Genomic DNA, 17,432 nt, shown 5'->3' with positions numbered 1-17,432 from the left:
GCGCCCCCCCGGCTCCGCGGGGTATGGGAAATGGTGGTCGGCGCCTGCTTACAGCGCGTCGACGTCGGTTTCGCCGGTGCGGATCCGCAGGGCGCGGTCGATTGGCGTGACGAAGATCTTGCCGTCGCCGATCTGGCCGGTACGGGCGCCGCGGGTGATGACCTCGACCGCCTTGTCGGCGAGCGCGGAATCGACCGCGATCTCGATCCGCAGCTTGGGCAGGAAATTCACGATGTATTCGGCGCCGCGATAGATTTCGGTATGGCCGCGCTGCCGGCCGTAGCCCTTGACCTCGGTGACGGTCATGCCGTGGACGCCGACCTCGGTCAGCGCCTGGCGGACCTCGTCAAGCTTGAACGGTTTGATGATGGCGACGACGAGTTTCATGCGTTGGCCCCCTTGATTCACGCAAAGCCCATGGCACCGCCGCGGCGGTGCTCCGATCCCGTGTATATGCCGGGTTTCGCGGCAAGGCGCGCAGAAAATAAGCCGATTGACTGCTCAACGAACGTGCGTTGAGGACGCCGTCCCTCAGCCCTTCGGACTCTCGCGACGTTCGCGGATCGAGCCTTCCTGCACGACCGAAGCGACCAGGGTGCCGTCGGTCTTGAAGATCTGGCCGCGGGTCAGGGCGCGGCCGGCCTGGGCGGACGGGGAGTCCTGGGCGTACAGCAGCCATTCGTCGGCGCGGAACGGACGGTGAAACCACATCGCGTGGTCGAGGCTGGCCGGCATCATCCGCTTGTCGAACAGGGTCCGGCCGTAGCGCGCCATCGCGGCGTCGAGCAGCGAGAAGTCCGACGCGTAGGCCAGCGCGCACATGTGCAGTGCCGGGTCGTCGGGCAGCTTGGCGGCGGTCTTGATCCAGACATGGATTCGGCCGTCGTCGATCTTCTGGCCGAAATAGCGCGACAGCTCGACCGGGCGCAGCTCGATCGGCCGGTCGGACTCGTAATAGCGCTTGATGAAGTCCGGCATCTCCTTGAAGAACGGCTGCTTGATGATTTCCTCGGCCGATAGCGCCTCGGGCGGCGGCACGTCGGGCATCTTGTCCTGATGATCGAAATTGGTCGGCTCGTCGTCGTGGAACGACATCATCAGCGAGAAGATCGCATTGCCGTGCTGAATCGCGGTGACCCGCCGGGTGGTGTAGCTCTTGCCGTCGCGCAGCCGATCGACCTGATAGATGATCGGCACCTGCGGGTCTCCCGGCAGGATGAAATAGCAATGCAGCGAATGCGGCAGCCGGTTCTCGACGGTGCGGCATCCCGCCACCATCGCCTGGCCGATCACCTGGCCGCCGAATACCCGCTGCCAGCTGGTTTTCGGGCTGGTGCCACGAAACAGGTTCACCTCGATCGGCTCGAGGTCGAGAATCGAGATCAGGTCGATCAGGCCTTTGGACACCGGCGAGCGCTCCCTTCAAGCGCCGGGCCGTGATTTCACACTGCCGGCGATGTCTGTTAGAACCCCCGGCGATCGGCGGGGTTGTTCCTGAGCCTGTTTCGCCCAGCTCCGACCATGGCGCAAGAGTGAGAAAAATGACCGCACCGCGAAGCATTGTCATCGGAGGCGGCGCGTTCGCCGGTCTGGCGCTGGCGCTGGCGCTGCGTCAGGGGCTCGGGCCGGAGGTGCCGGTGATCGTCGCCGATCCGGCGCTGGCGTTGCGACCGTCCCGCGATCCGCGTGCCACCGCGATCGTCGCGGCGTGCCGGCGGCTGTTCGAGGCGCTCGGGGTCTGGGACGAGGTGGCGCCGACGGCGCAGCCGATCATCGACATGATCGTCACCGACAGCCATCTCGAAGACGCGACCAGGCCGGTCTTCCTGACCTTCGCGGGCGAAGTGCAGCCGGGCGAGCCGTTCGCCCATATGGTCGAGAACAGATATCTGGTCGAGGCGCTGGCCAAGCGCGCCGAGGCCGAGGGCGTCGAGCTGCGCGCCACGCCCGTCACCTCCTACGATGCGCGGCCCGAAGCGATCGGCGTCACGCTCGGCGACGGCAGCGTGATCGATGCCAGCCTGCTGGTGGCGGCGGACGGCGCCAAGTCGAAGCTGCGCCAGCGCGCCGGCATCGCCACCTATGGCTGGGACTACGACCAGTCGGGTATCGTGGTGACGGTCGAGCACGAGCGGGACCACAATGGCTGCGCCGAAGAGCACTTCCTGCCCGCCGGTCCGTTTGCGATCCTGCCGCTCACCGGCAGGCGATCGTCGCTGGTGTGGAGCGAAAGCCGGCGCGACGCCGAGAGGATCGTCGCGCTGCCGGAGAAGGACTTTCAGCGCGAGCTGGAGAAGCGGTTCGGGCTGCGACTCGGCGACGTCAAGCCGCTCGACAAGCCGAAGGCGTTTCCGCTCGGCTATTTCGTTGCGCAGTCGTTCATCGCGCCGCGGCTGGCGCTGATCGGCGACGCCGCGCACGTGATCCATCCGATCGCGGGTCAGGGCCTCAACATGGGCCTGCGCGATGTCGCGGCGCTGGCCGAAGTGGTGGTCGACGCGGCTCGGCTCGGCATCGATCCGGGTCAGGCCGACGTGCTCGAGGGCTATCAGCGCTGGCGGCGGTTCGACACCATGGCGATGGGCGTCGCCACCAACGGGCTCAACTTCTTGTTTTCGAACAACTCTTCGCTGCTGCGCGGGATTCGCGACATCGGCCTCGGCCTGGTCGACCGGCTGCCGCCGCTGAAGGGCGCCTTCATCCGTCAGGCCGCCGGCCTCAGCGGCGAAACCCCGCGGCTGCTGAAAGGCGAAGCGCTGTAACGCAGCGCCTCGCGAGGGCAAGATCGACGCGACGGCCGCGTCGTGCACCGTCCGTCCCGCGTTGCGAAAAGCTGAGAATCTCTCAGCCTTGCCTCACGCGCCTCCTGGCTACAGTGCGGCCGAAGGAGACAGGGCATGGATGGACGCCATTTCGCACGGTTCGCTGAATACAACCGCTGGGCCAATGCCAGATTGTATCAGGCCGCCCTGGCGCTGCCGGACGAGGTCTATCGGCGGTCCGTCGGGGTGTTCTTCGGCAGCCTGCACGGCACCCTCAACCATCTGCTCGTGGCCGACCGGATCTGGCTGAAGCGACTGACCGGCAAGGGCGACGCGCCGACGCGCCTCGACGTGATTGTGTTCGACGATCTCAGGGATCTGGCCGGGGCCCGCGCCGCGGAGGACGAGCGCATCATCCGGATGATCGATGGCCACGACGCTGCCGCGCTCGCCGAGACGGTCGACTACGCGACGACCTCGGGCAAATCCTTCCGCCAGCCACGCGCCGAGATCCTCAGCCATTTCTTCAATCATCAGACCCATCACCGCGGCCAGGCCCATGCCTGCCTGTCGATCCTGACCGCGGCCGAGCCGCCGACGCTGGATCTGCTGGCGTTTCAGCGCGGCACGCCGGCGCCGGACCTCGCCGCGCTGGCGGCCGGGGGTTAGTCGATCCGCCGCGCCTCTTCGGGCAGCATGATCGGAATACCGTCCCGGATCGGGTAGGCCAGCTTGGCGCCGCGCGAGATCAGCTCCTGGCGAGCGGCATCGAATTCGAGCGGCCCTTTGGTGACCGGGCAGACCAGGATGTCGAGCAGCTTGCGGTCGACGGCGTCGGGCCGCTCGGACGGCGAAAGGGTCATAGCTTCAGGCTCCAGAACAACAGGGCTGGCATCGAGATTGATCGGACAGCGGCGCAGCGCCGTCAACGCGCGTGCGCAAATTGCCGAGTGTTACTGCAGGGGCGGGTCGCCGCTGGTGCGCTTCTTGGCGAGGTCCATTTCGGTGACGGCAATCAGGATCTCGGCCCGGGTCTTCAGGTCCGGCGCCTCGAGCAGCGCCTGCTTCTCCGGCGGGCCGTAAGGCGACATCATCGCCAGCGCATTGACCAGCGCTTCGTTCGGCGCGCTCTCGACGCCGTCCCAGTCGACCTTCAGGTTGTTGGCCTTGAGGAAGTCGGTCAGCACCGCCAGCAGTGTTTCGCGGTCGACTTCGTCCTCGCCCTTGCGGGCGGTGAAATCGTCGACGAACGGGAAATAGTCGACCTTGCACTGCCGGTACGGCGTCAGCACCTGCAGCTCCTCGACCACCTTGAAGCGCGACACACCGGTGAGTTCCAGGATGTAGCGGCCGTCGCCGGATTCGGCGAGCTGCGTGATGCGTCCGACGCAGCCGACATTGAACAACGTCGGCTTCTCGGCGGTCTCGGACGAGTGGGCGCTGTCGGGTTGGATCATCCCGATCAGCCGATGGCCGTCGCGCAGCGCGTCGTCGATCATCGCCAGATAGCGCGGCTCGAAGATGTTCAGCGGCATCTGGCCACGCGGCAGCAGCAGCGCGCCCGGCAGCGGAAATACCGGAATTACCTCCGGAAGGTCGGCTGGCCCGCGATAGGCGGCATTGATCGGCATCGCCGGCTCCGCACTGAAAATTGCGACTTAAGAGAACAGGATCGTCGACAGCCGCTTGCGGCCCTCGACGGTGGCGTCGTCGGCGGGGCCCCAGGCCTCGAAGAACTGCACGAGCTGCTTGCGCGCGCCGTCCTCGTTCCATTTGCGGTCGCGCCTGACGATCTCGAGCAGATGCGTGGTGGCGTCCTCGCGGCGGCCGGCGGCGTTCAGCGCGGTCGCCAGATCGAATCGCGCCTGATGGTCGAGCGGATCGGCGGCGACCTTCTGTTCCAGCTCGGCGATCGGGCCGAGCGATTCCGCCTGCTCGGCCAGATCGATCATCGCCTGCACCGCCTTGACGGCGGTGTCCTCGCGCTTGGCTTCCGGCACCAGTGCCAGGGTCTTCTTGGCCTGTTCGGTGGCCCCGGTCTGCATGTAGCAGCGGGCCAGACCGGCGATGGCCGGGATATTCGCACTGTCGGCGCGCAGCACCTCGGCATAGATCGACGCCGCGGTCTGGACATCGCCCTCGGCCAGGATCGCTTCCGCCTCCTGCAGCAGCTCGGCCGCGGTCGGCGCGCCGCCCGGCATGCCGGCCGTCAGCTTCTCGATGAAGGCGGTGACCTGGCTCTCCGGCACCGCGCCCATGAAGCCGTCGGCCGGGCGGCCGTCGACGAAGGCGATCACGGCCGGGATCGACTGGATTCCCATCTGGCCGGGGATCGACGGATGCTCGTCGATGTTCATCTTGACCAGCTTGACCTTGCCGTTCGCCGCCCGAACCGCCTTTTCCAGGATCGGGGTGAGCTGCCGGCACGGGCCACACCATTGCGCCCAGAAGTCGATCAGAACCGGCTGGCGCTTGGATTCCTCGATCACATCGCGGACGAAGGTCTGGGTCGTGGTGTCCTTGATCAGATCGGCGGCCTCAGGCGCCGCACCGCTGCCCTGCTCCAAAATCGTCACGTCGTCCTCGCTGTTGTCGGTCCGGTCCGCCGTTTTAGCACGGCCCCTGCTCTAGATGGCGCAGGAAGTTCGATTTGCAACGGGAACCGGCGCCGCCGGCCGCCGAAGCGGCTTCCGGCGCAATTTTGCGACCAAACGGCTCGCGGTACTCATCCACCCCAAAAAGCCGGCGCACGAAATGTCGAACGGCTGTTGCAATCGGCGGCGGCATTTGGCATAGGACTGCCCACGGTCGTGCCCACGGCGCGCCGTTTCTCGGATGCGGGTGTAGCTCAGGGGTAGAGCACAACCTTGCCAAGGTTGGGGTCGAGGGTTCGAATCCCTTCGCCCGCTCCAGAGATCCGCCGGCAAGATCCTCGGCCCGGCGCCTGCCTTTCCAGACCCATCGAGCCGATCGGTGATGCCCGTTGGGCGACTGTCTCGCCGCTTCAGTGCGGCTGCTGGGCGCAGCCCCCGGAATCTGAAATAGGTTCGTCGATCGCAAAGCAGGGAACGGGAACCGATCCGCTTATGCTGTTCTACGAACCTCTGTTTCTGACTTTCTTCCCGTTTCTGTATGTCCTGTACTTCTCGGTCCGCGATGCGCGGACGAGGCGCTGGATCCTGCTGATCGGCAGCGGCCTGTTCTATCTCTGGGGCGAGCCGCTGTTCGTGCCGGTGGTGGTCGCGTCGGCGCTGATCGACCATCTGCTCGCCCGCGGGATCGTCCGCAGTTCGAACGCATCGACCCGGCGTGCGCTGCTGGCGCTCGGCGTGGTGCAGAACCTCGCGATCCTGATCGTCTACAAGTACACCAGCTTTGCGCTGGAGAGCCTGAACGTGTTGCTGGTCGCCGGCAAGCTCGGCGCGCTGCCCGTGTGGCATATCGCGTTGCCGATCGGCGTCTCTTTCGTCACCTTCGAGAAGATCACTTATCTGGTCGACAGCTATCGCGGCGTGTCGCAGCCGGCGCGGCGGTTTTCCGACTACTGCCTGTTCGTGTTCTTCTTTCCGAAGCTGCTGGCGGGCCCGATCCTGAAATATCACGAGATCGATCGTCAGATCGCGGTGCCGCGCGGGTTCTGCTGGGCCGATTGCGGTGCGGGCCTTTCTCGGTTTGCCCAAGGCATCTTCAAGAAGCTGCTGATCGCCGATCCGCTCGGCCATTATGCCGATCAGGTGTTCGGCGCCGATCCGGCGACCCTGTCGATGGGGACTGCATGGCTCGGCACGGTCTGCTTCACGCTGCAGATCTATTTCGACTTCTCCGGCTATTCCGACATGGCGATCGGCATCGCCCGGATGCTCGGCTTCTCGCTGCGCGAGAATTTCAACATGCCGTACGTCTCCCGCTCGATCACCGAGTTCTGGCGGCGCTGGCACATTTCGCTCACCACCTGGATTCGCGACTATCTGTACATCCCGCTCGGCGGCAACCGCTGCAGCGCGCTCGTCACCTATCGCAATCTCTGGATCTGCTTTTTGCTGTCGGGGCTGTGGCACGGCGCGAGTTGGACCTTCGTGCTGTGGGGCGCCTACAACGGTCTGTTCCTCACGCTCGACCGGGTGTTCCTGGAGCGTTGGCTGCAACGCGGCGGTGCGGTGATCGCCACGGTCGCGACGCTGCTGATCGTGATGCTCGGCTGGGTGATCTTCCGGTCGCCGGATGCGGCGCACCTCGGCGGCTTCTTCGCCGCGCTCGCCGGCTTCGGCCAAGCCACCGCGTGGCTGCCGGCGCCGGCCTCGGTGCTGTGGACCGCTGCGCTCGGCGCAGCGCTGAGCCTGATCCCGGCCCTGCCGGTCTTTGGCTCGCTGGGCGCGGCCTGGCGCAGCAGTACCGGACTTCGGCTCGCCGGCCATGTCGGCCTCGGCGTGCTGGGCATCGTCGCGATCGCCCGGGCGGTGGCGATCCCGTTTCAGCCCTTCATCTACTTCCGGTTCTGAGCATGGAGACTCTCACCACATCATCGGGACGATGGCTGCGCCGGCTGGCGGCAGCGGCCTTCGTGGCGATGCCGGCGCTGACGCTGTGGAATCTCGCCGTGCCGTCGCGCGCCGTTCGGATCGGACCGGGGCTGGTCGGCGTCACCCAGGAGGTGCCGTTCGATCTCTCGCTGCGCGGCTTTGTCGACGGCGCGTTGCAGAAGGCCGCGGCGCTGCGGATCGCGGACGCGATGCCGCTGCGACGGACGCTGATCAGGCTGAACAACCAGATCGCCTATTCGCTGTTCGGCGAAATCACCGCTCCCGGCGTTCTGGTCGGGCGCGACGGCGAACTCGTGCAGCGCAGTTATCTCGAAGAATACTGCTCGCGCGCGATCGGACAGGCCGACACGATGGCGGATGCCGCGATCCCGCTGCTGCGCGACATCCAGGCTTACTACCGCGATCGCGGCAAGCTGTTCCTCTATATCGTGACGCCGTCAAAAGTCGCCGACATGCCGGACAAGTTCACGCATCTGATCGCCTGTCCGAGCAGTCCGCAAGCGCGCGCAGAGCTCGTCCCGGCCTATGTGGCACGGCTGCGCGCCGCCGGCATCGACGTGCTCGATCTGGCGACTGCGACCCATGCGATGCGGAGCGACGCCACCGCGCCGTTCCCGCGCAGCGGCATCCATTGGAACGATCTGGCGATGGCGCGCGGCAGCCGGCAGATCGTCGATGCGATCAACGCCCAGGCGGGACGCGAATTGTTGCCGCCGTTCAGCTTCAGCGCGACAGTGAGCCGGCCGGCCGAAGGGCGAGACCGCGATCTGGCGGAGCTCGCCAATCTGTTGGTGGCGCCGATCGACTATCCGACGCCGAAGCTGACCTACAGCCATCCGCCCTGCGCCGGCCGCGAGGCGACGCGGATCGACGCGGCGCTGGTCGGTACCAGCTTCATCGACCCGGTCAGCGAGGTGCTGACCGAACAGGCGTGTCTGACCCGGCTCGGGCAGTACTTTTATCTCAAGCTCGGCCGCTCCCGCGGCGGAGTCCGACAGAACCAGCTCTCCGAGGCCGAGCTGCGTCAAGTGCGCGACGTCGATCTGATGCTGCTCGAAGAGAACGAAAGCCTGATCGGGCGGCAGGCCTATCTGTCGCTGCTGCACCGGATCGTCACGGCCCCCTGAGGTCTCGCGTTGCCGCAATGAAATCGGGCCCCGCACGGGATGACACCGCGCGGAGCCCGCTTGATCGCCGGCGCAGGGTCCCGGCGATGACTTGCGTCGGACGTGATGGCGCACGACCGGTTCGCTTGCTACTCCTCCCGCGCCCAGCTCGCGCGCTTGACGGCGCGTTCGCAGAGGAAGTCCAGCGTGAAGCCGATCAGGCCGATGATCACCACGGTGGCGGCGAGCCGGTCGTATTCGAGCGTGTCGCGGGCGTCGTTGATGGCGTAGCCGAGTCCGGAGGTGACACCGAGGAATTCGGCCGGCACCAGCACGATCCAGGCGACGCCGACGGCGAGGCGGATGCCGGCGAGCGCGTCCTGCAGAATCGCCGGCATGATGATGGTGAACAACATGTGCCAGGGCCGGGCGCCGAGATTGCGCGCGACCTTGAACCAGGCCGGATCGATCCGCCGGAAGCCGTGCGCGGTAGAGAACAGGATCGGCCAGATCGCCGCAACGCCGATCAGGAACACGATCGCGCCGTTCCAGCTCGAAAACGCCATCACGGCGATCGGCATCCAGGCGAGCGGCGAGATCATCCGCAGGAACTGAAACGGTACCGAACTGGCCTGACGCATCCCCTTGAACCGCCCGACCAGGATGCCGAGCGGCACACCGAGCACGATCGCCCAGGCGAGCCCGCCGCCGATCCGGGCGAGACTCGGCAGCGCCATCTTGACCGCCTCGCCGGAGATGAGCATCGACCACAGCCGCTGGAACGTCGGCAGCGGTGCAAAATCGGCGAAGCTGGCGGTGCGCGGATTGGCGGCGATGATGGCGCCGCCAATCCACCATACGGCCAGCAGCGCGGCGATGCCGAGCAGTACATAGCCGAAGCTGCGTGCGGGACCTGCCAGTTGCCCGCCCGCTTTCCGCGGCGCAATCGCGGCGGTGTCGTCGAGGGTCAGGTCGAGACTCACAGCGCCAATACCTCGGTTCGGGCGAACGGATCGGCTGGATCGACGCTCGGCGCCTTCTTCCAGTCCGGATACTTCGTCATCGCCTGCTTGACGAAGTTGTAGTCGACCAGATCCTTGGCGACGAAATCCGGATCGAGCTTCTTCAGGAAGGTGGTGTCGCCCGACACCACGGTGTCGTTCATCGACTCGACGATCAGCTTGGTGGCCGACGGATACGGCCAGGGCTGGAAGTCGATCCGGCCGAGCTTCCACTCGGGGTGGGTGATGGCGTGGGTCTCGCCATAGGCCTTGTCGTCGTAATAGGTCATCGCCCGCTCGACCACCGGCGCCGGCAGCGGCAGGTAGCCCTCGCCGTCCTTCGACAGCAGCTTGGCGACTTCCTTCTTGTTGGCAGCGGCGTAGATCTCGGCGCGGACCAGCGCGTTCATCACTTTCTGGGTCCATTCCGGCTTCTTCTTCGTCACCTCCTCGTTCATGCACAGCACGCAGCAGGGATGGTTCTTCCAGATGTCACCGGTGAAGCGCAGCATCCGGCCGCCGGCCTTGATTTCGCCGAGCGCGTTGAACGGCTCGGCGACGATGTAGGCGTCGATCTTCTTCGCCGCGAGCGCCGGCGGCATGTCGGGCGGCGCCATCACCTGCAGATTGCATTCGTCGGCCGCGAGCGTCTCGCCCTGTCCCTTGATCACCGGCTTGATGCCGGATTTGCGCAGCGCGTATTGCAGCACGATGTTGTGCATCGAGTACCAGAACGGCACCGCGACCTGCTTGCCGCCGAGGTCCTTAAACGATTCGATTCCGGTCTCCTTGCCGACCACGACCCCGGACCCGTTGGTATGCGCCCAGGCCATGATCTTGACCGGGAAGTTGTTGTTGTAGCGCATCCACACCGGGATCGGCTTGAGCAGATGCACGAGGTTGAATTTGCCGGCCGCAAAACTCTCGACCAGCGGCGACCAGCCGCGGATCAGGGTCGGGCGCTCGGCTTCCAGCCCTTCGTCCTTGAAGTAACCCAAGCCGTGCGCCACCAGCAGCGCTGTCGCGTCGGTGATCGGCAGATAGCCTATCCGCACCACCTCATCGTCGGCCGCACGCGCTGATTGGCCGAAGCCGCCCAGCATGGTGCCGAGCGCAGCAAGGCCGCCAGCCGCCAACATGTCGAGCGTCTGCCGGCGCGTGATCCTGAAACGATCGTCTTCCGGATGGACGACGTCATCTCCACAATTGATGCACATGGTGATCTCCTGTTAGCGGGCGCCGGCGGCGACGATCTTGAGCGGTTCGGGGCGAGGGGCTTCGGAAATGGCTGGACTTGTGCCGCCGTGCAGCGCGCGGCCTGTCGCGCGCTCGAATGCAGACTGCAGCTTCGCCTGCGCGGCCGCGACGCTGGCGGCGCGGCGCTCGGGATCAGGATCGCGGCGGTCGATCTCGATCGGGATCGCTTCGGCGATCCGTCCGGGATCGGACGCCATCACCACGGCACGATCGGCCATTGCCACAGCTTCCGGATGTCGTGGGTGACGATCACCAGCGTGATCTTCATGTCTTCGGCGATGCGGCGGACGTCGCGCTGCAGCGCGCGGCGGGTCACGGCGTCGAGCGCGGAGAACGGCTCGTCGAGCAGCAGCACTTCGGGGTCGACGGCGAGGGAACGCGCCAGCGCGACGCGCTGCTGTTGGCCGCCCGACAATTCCTGCGCGTTGCGGCCCCCATAGCCGTCGAGCTCGACCAGATGCAGCAATTCATCGACGCGCGCGGCGATCTCTTGCTTCGGACGCCCGGCGAATTTCATGCCGAGCCCGACGTTCTGCGCCACGCTCATCCACGGATACAAATTGGGCTGCTGGAACATCATGATCCAGTGCGGCGAGGGGCTTTCGACCAGCGCGCCGTCGATCCGGATCTCGCCCGTGGTGGGTTTGGTCAGACCGGAGATGATGTGCAGCAAGGTCGACTTGCCGCAGCCGGAGCGTCCGACCAGCGCGAGCTGCTCGCACGGCTTGATCTCGAGATCGATACTGCTCAGGACGTTGCTGCTGGAGCGGCGGTAGCGATGATTGACGCCCTGGATCGCGATATGCGCGCCCGGCCATGATTTCTTCGAGCGATATGCCGGCATGCGGACCGCTGCTCCTTCGTATCTTGCCGATCGGGAAGGGACGGCACCGGCCACCTGGATGCAGCCGGTGCCGGGGCTCGCTTACTCCGCCGCCATCAGCGGCTGCGCCGCATAGGGCGGGCCTTGCTCGATCGGCAGCGACGGATCGCGCGACCACTCGTTCCAGGAGCCGAAGTACAGGCTGACGTCCTTGATGCCGGCTTCCTTCAGCGCCACCAGCGTGTTGGAGGCGCGGGCGCCTTTGAAGCAGTACAGAACGACAGGCGTGTCCGGGGTGATGCCGACCGTTGCGCATTCGGCGAGGATTTCGCTCGGCGACTTGAACATCGGCCCGGCCGGCGACGGCTTCATCATCCGGTACCACTCGATCCACACCGCGCCGGGGATGCGGCCTTTGCGCGGGCAGAAGTCCTTGCCGTAGGGCGATGAGCTTTCGCCGACCCATTCGTCGACGTCGCGGGTGTCGAGCTTGACCTTGCCGGAGTCGCCGACCGCCGCCTTCATGCCTTCGAGATCGACCAGGATCGATGCGGCGGCCGGATCGACCTTGAAGGTCTTCGGTACGGGCATCGGCACGTCGGTGGTGATCGGCAGGCTGGCGGCGGTCCAGGCGGCGTAGCCGCCATGCAGGATCATCACCTTCGGGTAGCCGAGATATTTCAGCAGCACGTAGCCGCGGCACGACTGGCCGAAACCTGTGTTCATCGACTGCTCGGTGATCACCGCAGTCTCTTCGCCCGACAAGCCGGCGGCGCCGAAGACCGCCGCGAATTTGTCGCGCATCTCGGCGACGCCGTCGGGCGTCGAGGTGGCGAGATAGGTGAAGATGTCGTGGATGTTGACGGCGCCGGGAATGTGTCCGGCCGCGTAGGTGGCCGGATCGCGGGTGTCGATCACCACCGTGCCGCCAGCAGTCATCATGTCGGAGAGTTCGGCGGGTGATACAAGAACCTTGTCAGTCATCAGTCGCTCCAGTGCTCGTTGTTGGGTCAAGACGTCGTTGTCTGAGGGTTCTCCAGGGCGGTTCCCTGGAGCCGAGCGTTGAAGGTGCAGCCCGCGCCTGGTACGGGCCGCGCGATGGCGTCTCGCGGGCTAGTGCGCCATGTCCGCGAGCATCTTGCGCAGCTGTTTGGTGGCCGGGGTGACGATGGCGACGAAGTAAGCCTCGCGCAGCCGGCGCTGCGCGGCGGCGCCGGCCACGTAGCCGCGGGCGCCACAATGCAGCATCGCCGCGTGGGCTGCCGCGACCGAGGCATCGCCGGCGGCGAGCCGCGCCTCGATCACCGCGCGCCAATAGCCGAGGTCGTCCTCGAACGGTGTGGCGGCGAGGCGGGCGACCTCGACTTCCATCGCCTCGAGTTGTTCGGCGATCGGCTCGGGCTGCACGTCGAGATATTTGTTGACGTGGCCGAGCGGTCCCTTGGTCTGCTGAATCAGCCGCAGGCAGTCGCGGATCAGGCCGAACGCCATGCCGGCCTGCAGCAGGATGAAGCCGGCGCGAATCCGTTTGATGAACGGATCGACCGGATCGGCCAGCACCCAGGCGTCGGGCACGACCACGTCGCGCATCTGCACCGCGAAGGTGCGGGTGCCGTCGAGCGCCGTGAACTTCGCATTGTCGGCGAGGCTCACGCCTTCGGCGTTGCAGGGAATCACCGCCATCACGTTGCGGGTGCTGCCGCCGTCTTCGACCTCGAAGATCGCGCCGAAGTAATGATCGGCGCCGAGGTTGGAGACGTAGGGCAACAGGCCTTTGACGACGTAGCCGCCGTCGCCGCGGCGGCCCTTCAGCCGCATCGGCTCGATTCCGAACAGCGACTTCATCGGGTTCGACAGCGCGGTGCCGCCGAGCGCCGCGCCGGTGGCAATCTGCGGGCCGACGCTGGTCCGCAGATGCTGATTGTCGGACGCATAGATGTACCAACCCAGCGCGTCCTGGCACCACATGCAGAACGACGTCGACAGGCAGTGCTCGCCGGCCGCCGCCATCGTGTTGATCGCGGTCATCAGATCGACATTCGGGCTCATGCCCGGCAGATGGTGCGCATAGGCGCCGAGGCGCCCGAAGGCCCGCATCTGAGCTTCCGGATAGTAGCCGTCGACGTCGATCGTATTGACCAGCGGCGGCAGTTCGCGCGCTGCCAGCGCACGGACCGCCTCGACGACTTCGGCGCCGGGAAGCATCGTGCCGTCGCCTTTGCTCACTGACTGGACATCCAACATCGTTGTTCTGGTCCGTTTCTCGGGGGGCTGGTCGGTCAGGCCATCGCGACGTCGAGATTGACCGGGCGGGAGAAGGTGTTGGCCACCGGTGACCACAGCCGCGCATGCGCGACCAGCGCTTCCAGCTCTTCACGCGGCCGATCGGCTTCGAAGCTCACCTTGGCGCGCACGTCGGTGAAGCCGACCGGTTTCTCCGACAGGTCGCCGGTGCCCCACACGCCGGTGATGTTGAGGTCGCCTTCGAGCTCGATTTCGAGCTTGTAGACGGTGATGCCGCGCGCCACCGCGTTGGCGTGGATGCCGACGGCGAGGCAGGAGCCGAGCGCGGCGAGCGAGGCTTCGGACGGGTTCGGGGCGGTGTCGTCGCCGAGCAGGCCCGGCGGCTCGTCGACGATGTAGGGCGGCAGCGTGCGGATGAAGTTGAGGTGGCGGAAGCGGCCTTCGGCGACGGTCTTGCACTTCAGCGTCTTGATCACCGTCGGGTCGGCCTTGCCCTTGGCGATCAGGTCGTCGAGGCCGGCCTTGTCGATCGGCGCAAGGCATCCGGTCAGAGCGGTCGGGCTGTCGGGGGTCAGGCAGGCGGTCACGGCGGTGGCGGCTTTTGTCATGGGATCTCCTCTGGCTGCCATTCGGTCGGCAACGCTGTTGGCTACAGACCGTTCTGTATTAGCAGGAAGCGTGCCAGAGTCGTCTTGGGAGAAAAGGCGAGCAGAATCAGTGTCGAGTCGCGCTCAGGCGTGCTGCCTAATATCTCGGCTCGCCGCTTTTGCAGTCAGCTTGCATCCGCCGCTGCCCGCGAGCGGGGCAATGCGCCGGATGTAAACAGACCATTCGGTTTCCCCGGATTGAAGTTTGCCGCCGACGGCGGTAAGTGCGGGTGATGGCCGATGCCGTACCCCTGTCAGTCGAACCTCCCGCCCTCGCGCCGCGGATCTCGCCGCGCGAGCGTCTGATCGACAGCGCCAAGAATCTGTTCTGCCGCTACGGCATCAATTCGGTCGGTGTCGATGCCATCATCGCCCACGCCGGCACCGCCAAGACCACGCTGTACAAACTGTTCGGCTCCAAAGACGGCCTGGTCGAAGCCGTGCTGGAACGCGAGGGCGAAAGCTGGCGGAGCTGGTTTCTGGAGTCGATCGACGGTCCGGGCGGCACCGCGCGCGACCGCCTCGATCGGATCGGCCCGGCGCTGAAGGACTGGTTCAGCCGCGGCGACTTCTACGGTTGTCCGTTCATCAACGCGGTCGGCGAATCCGACAAGGCCGACGACCGGATGCGCAATCTGGCGATCGCCCACAAGACCATCGTGCTCGACCGTCTCACCGTCTTGTGCGCCGAAGCCGGCATTGCCGAGCCGGCGCAGGTCGCCCATACGCTCGGCCTTGTCATCGACGGCGCGATCGTGATGGCGCTGGTGACGCGCGATCCGTCCGCCGCCGACGTCGCCGGCCGCGCCTGCTCCGCGATCCTGCCGCGCTGACCCTCAGCGCCCCAGCAGATCCCGCGCCACCTGCCTGACGAAGAATTCCGACGAGGCGACGGTGAGGTGGCTGCCGTCGAACGTCACCGGCGTGCCGCTGCCCGGCACCGCGAGCAAGCAGCCCTGCTGATTGCAGTAGACCGGCGTCGGCGAGATGAACTCCGCCCCCTGCGCGGTGAAAAATGCCCGCAGCCGCTCGTTGGCCTCCGCTTCCGAGCGGTCCAGCCGCGGCGCACGATCACGCGTCGGGATCTCGGCCAAGGTGACCAGGCCCGCGGCCTCTGCCCGATAGGCCTGCGCGAGAATCCGCCGCGGCGGCGTATGCCAACTCGGAAACTTGCCGACCACGACGATGCGCCGGATGCCGATCTGGCGCAGTTCCGCGAGCGTCGCCTTGATCATCGCGTCGATCGCCGCCGGGTCGCGGTCGGGGCCGTCGTAATCGCGCCATTGCCGCGCGACCAGGATGATCGTGTCGGGTTTCGATGCCTTCAAGCGTTCGCGGGCGCTGTCGTTGGCGGCCGTGCAGCCCGGCGTCTGGACGCTGACATAGCCGAAGATCGGCGGGCATGCGGCGGTGGTGTATTGCGACAGGCTGAAGCCGCCTTCGCTCTGCTGCACGGCGTGCAGACCGGGATAGAGCTGCGCCGCGTGCGAATCGCCCCACAGCGCGATCCGCGGCTGGCCGGCGCTCGCCGCATCGTCGCACACGCCGGCGAAACGCGACCCGGAATCGATGAAGCAACTTCCCCGCCGAAACGCCGGCATCGCCTCGGCCTGATGATCGCGGGTGACGATCTGTACGCCGGCGCTGAATCGCGACGGCACGCCGTCGGCGACGAAAATGCCGGCGCCGATCAGGCCGACCACGGCAACCGCCACGAACACGGCGGCGGTCTTGGCGCGTGTCGGTCGATAGCGGATCTTCGGTTCGACGAACCGATAGGTCAGATCGGCCAGTCCAAATGCCACCAGCACCGCGATCAGCTTCATCAGCGGCGGCGGCTCCTCGCCGAGCCGGACGATGCGCACCGCCGCCAGCACCGGCCAGTGCCACAGATACAGCGGGTAGCTGATCAGCCCCACATAGACCATCGCGCGGTTGCCGAGCACACGCCGCGCCATCCAGGTGCCCGGACCGGTCGCGATCAGCATCGCCGCGCCGAGCACGGGCAGCACCGCCCACCAGCCCGGAAAAGCACGGCTGCGATCGATCAGCGCGGCGCCGGTTGCGATCAGCCCGAGGCCGGCGATCGCACCGATGTTGCGCAGGATCGCGGCGTGCTGCGCGAACACGGCGCTCAACGGAGCGGTCTGCTTTGCCGCAACGATCGCCAGCAGACAGCCGGTCATCAGCTCCCAGAACCGCGTCACCGGCAGATAGAACGCGGCGGATGGATGCGCCGGCGTCAGCAGCAGATTGGTTGCGAACGAGGCGACCAGGATCGCCACCGCCGCCACGACGGCGCCGTTCTTCCAGCGCCATGCCAGGATGATCACCGGCGGCCACAGCAGATAGAACTGCTCCTCGACGCCGAGCGACCACAGATGCAGCAAAGGGTTCAGCTCGGAGGCGGTGTCGAAGTAGCCGGAATCGTGCAGCAGCGCGATGTTGGCGAGAAACGCGGCGCCGAATCCGATCGCCTTGCCGGCATCGCGATAATCGGTCGGAAACAGCAGGAACCAGCCGCCGATCGCGCAGGCCGCCAGCACCAGCAGCAGGGCCGGAAAAATGCGGTTGATGCGGCGGGCGTAGAATGTGGCGAAGCTGAAGTCGCCGCGATCGACCGCCTGGCAGACGATCGAGGTGATCAGAAATCCCGAGATCACGAAGAAAACGTCGACGCCGATGAAGCCGCCGCGAACCGCAGTCGGGAAGGCGTGGAACCCAACCACCAGCAGCACTGCGATCGCACGCAGGCCATCGATATCGCTGCGATAGGCCGGTCTCATCGGAAATCCTGGGAGGACAACAAGGTCGCCTGATTGGGGATGCCGCGGCTCCGAAACTTCGGGACATCGAACGAAATCGATCGGCGTCATCGCGAAGCAGCCCGCCACTGTCAAGGTCGGGCCCCGGGCATCATTGCTGTGCAAGTTCAATAATTCGGTGATCGAATCCACCCATCAGGGAGGCTTCGATGCGCGACAACAGTTTCGACCGGACGATCGAGCGGAATTACATCCAGAAATGGCGGTTTCTGATGGCCGAGTACGA

The 17,432-nt window shown here is 66.2% G+C and carries 18 protein-coding genes and 1 tRNA gene; 6 read left to right on the top strand and 13 right to left on the bottom strand.

The window, feature by feature from the left end:
* Positions 1-48 precede the first annotated feature (48 nt).
* Together DWA33_RS21025 and tesB are read right to left on the bottom strand one after the other, a co-directional pair.
* Entirely contained in the window at positions 49-387 is a 339-nt protein-coding gene (locus tag DWA33_RS21025; protein WP_110786995.1) for a P-II family nitrogen regulator, read from the bottom strand.
* A 144-nt stretch (positions 388-531) separates the two neighbouring features.
* A complete protein-coding gene (gene tesB / locus DWA33_RS21020; RefSeq protein ID WP_114360463.1) occupies positions 532-1,407 on the bottom strand; it encodes an acyl-CoA thioesterase II in 876 nt (291 codons plus the stop codon).
* Between the two features lie 134 nt (positions 1,408-1,541).
* Here tesB and DWA33_RS21015 point away from each other — a divergent pair, with 134 nt between their 5' ends.
* Both DWA33_RS21015 and DWA33_RS21010 read left to right on the top strand, forming a co-directional pair.
* Entirely contained in the window at positions 1,542-2,762 is a 1,221-nt protein-coding gene (locus DWA33_RS21015; RefSeq protein ID WP_114360462.1) for a ubiquinone biosynthesis hydroxylase, read from the top strand.
* Positions 2,763-2,897: 135 nt separating this feature from the next.
* Positions 2,898-3,431, top strand: coding sequence for a DinB family protein (locus DWA33_RS21010; protein ID WP_114360461.1), 534 nt, complete (start codon positions 2,898-2,900; stop codon positions 3,429-3,431).
* Here the strand turns inward: DWA33_RS21010 and DWA33_RS21005 are convergent.
* The 3 genes from DWA33_RS21005 to trxA form a co-directional block, all read right to left on the bottom strand.
* Positions 3,428-3,625, bottom strand: a complete 198-nt coding sequence (locus DWA33_RS21005) for a Trm112 family protein (protein WP_114360460.1) — start codon at positions 3,623-3,625, stop codon at positions 3,428-3,430. The genes DWA33_RS21010 and DWA33_RS21005 overlap by 4 nt on opposite strands.
* Positions 3,626-3,715: 90 nt before the next feature.
* A complete protein-coding gene (locus DWA33_RS21000; RefSeq protein ID WP_114360459.1) occupies positions 3,716-4,393 on the bottom strand; it encodes an LON peptidase substrate-binding domain-containing protein in 678 nt (225 codons plus the stop codon).
* Positions 4,394-4,420: 27 nt separating this feature from the next.
* Positions 4,421-5,338 carry a thioredoxin gene (trxA, locus tag DWA33_RS20995; RefSeq protein WP_114360458.1) on the bottom strand — a complete coding sequence of 306 codons (918 nt, stop codon included), beginning with the start codon at positions 5,336-5,338 and terminating at the stop codon, positions 4,421-4,423.
* A 261-nt stretch (positions 5,339-5,599) separates the two neighbouring features.
* Here trxA and DWA33_RS20990 point away from each other — a divergent pair.
* The 3 genes from DWA33_RS20990 (at position 5,600) to DWA33_RS20980 (ending at position 8,430) form a co-directional block, all read left to right on the top strand.
* Positions 5,600-5,674 (top strand) — tRNA-Gly (locus DWA33_RS20990).
* Positions 5,675-5,848: 174 nt separating this feature from the next.
* Entirely contained in the window at positions 5,849-7,261 is a 1,413-nt protein-coding gene (locus DWA33_RS20985) for an MBOAT family O-acyltransferase (protein WP_114360457.1), read from the top strand.
* Positions 7,262-7,263: 2 nt separating this feature from the next.
* Positions 7,264-8,430 (top strand): alginate O-acetyltransferase AlgX-related protein, encoded by a 1,167-nt coding sequence (locus tag DWA33_RS20980; RefSeq protein ID WP_114360456.1) that lies wholly within the window; start codon positions 7,264-7,266, stop codon positions 8,428-8,430.
* Positions 8,431-8,558: 128 nt separating this feature from the next.
* Here DWA33_RS20980 and DWA33_RS20975 read toward each other — a convergent pair whose 3' ends face one another.
* The 7 genes from DWA33_RS20975 to DWA33_RS20950 all read right to left on the bottom strand — a co-directional run bounded on the left by DWA33_RS20975 (position 8,559) and on the right by DWA33_RS20950 (position 14,342).
* Entirely contained in the window at positions 8,559-9,392 is an 834-nt protein-coding gene (locus tag DWA33_RS20975) for an ABC transporter permease (RefSeq protein WP_114360455.1), read from the bottom strand.
* Positions 9,389-10,627: an ABC transporter substrate-binding protein gene (locus DWA33_RS20970; protein ID WP_114360454.1), complete on the bottom strand. Its 1,239-nt coding sequence runs from the start codon at positions 10,625-10,627 to the stop codon at positions 9,389-9,391. Before DWA33_RS20970 ends, DWA33_RS20975 begins: the two co-directional genes overlap by 4 nt.
* Positions 10,628-10,639: 12 nt before the next feature.
* Positions 10,640-10,885 (bottom strand): hypothetical protein, encoded by a 246-nt coding sequence (locus DWA33_RS25525; protein WP_244601361.1) that lies wholly within the window; start codon positions 10,883-10,885, stop codon positions 10,640-10,642.
* Complete coding sequence (locus tag DWA33_RS20965) at positions 10,864-11,511, bottom strand: ABC transporter ATP-binding protein (RefSeq protein WP_244601360.1); 648 nt, start codon at positions 11,509-11,511, stop codon at positions 10,864-10,866. Before DWA33_RS20965 ends, DWA33_RS25525 begins: the two co-directional genes overlap by 22 nt.
* An 81-nt stretch (positions 11,512-11,592) precedes the next feature.
* Entirely contained in the window at positions 11,593-12,474 is an 882-nt protein-coding gene (locus DWA33_RS20960) for a sulfurtransferase (RefSeq protein WP_114360453.1), read from the bottom strand.
* A gap of 129 nt (positions 12,475-12,603) precedes the next feature.
* The gene (locus DWA33_RS20955) at positions 12,604-13,734 is read right to left on the bottom strand and encodes an acyl-CoA dehydrogenase family protein (RefSeq protein WP_114360452.1); all 1,131 of its coding nucleotides are present in this window, start codon (positions 13,732-13,734) and stop codon (positions 12,604-12,606) included.
* 35 nt (positions 13,735-13,769) lie between these two features.
* On the bottom strand, positions 13,770-14,342 hold the full coding sequence (locus DWA33_RS20950) for an OsmC family protein (RefSeq protein ID WP_114360451.1): 573 nt from the start codon (positions 14,340-14,342) through the stop codon (positions 13,770-13,772).
* 272 nt (positions 14,343-14,614) lie between these two features.
* Between DWA33_RS20950 and DWA33_RS20945 the strand changes: the two genes are divergently transcribed.
* Positions 14,615-15,214, top strand: coding sequence for a TetR/AcrR family transcriptional regulator (locus DWA33_RS20945; RefSeq protein ID WP_114360450.1), 600 nt, complete (start codon positions 14,615-14,617; stop codon positions 15,212-15,214).
* A 3-nt stretch (positions 15,215-15,217) separates the two neighbouring features.
* On the opposite strand, the gene DWA33_RS20940 is transcribed toward DWA33_RS20945, so the two are convergent.
* Positions 15,218-17,167 (bottom strand): acyltransferase family protein, encoded by a 1,950-nt coding sequence (locus DWA33_RS20940; RefSeq protein WP_114360449.1) that lies wholly within the window; start codon positions 17,165-17,167, stop codon positions 15,218-15,220.
* Between the last annotated feature and the right edge of the window lie 265 nt (positions 17,168-17,432).

Origin of the sequence: Rhodopseudomonas pentothenatexigens, assembly GCF_900218015.1 — a bacterium.
GTDB lineage: Bacteria > Pseudomonadota > Alphaproteobacteria > Rhizobiales > Xanthobacteraceae > Rhodopseudomonas > Rhodopseudomonas pentothenatexigens.
Note: the sequence above shows the minus strand (reverse complement) of the source record. Positions and strands in the feature narration are given on the sequence as shown.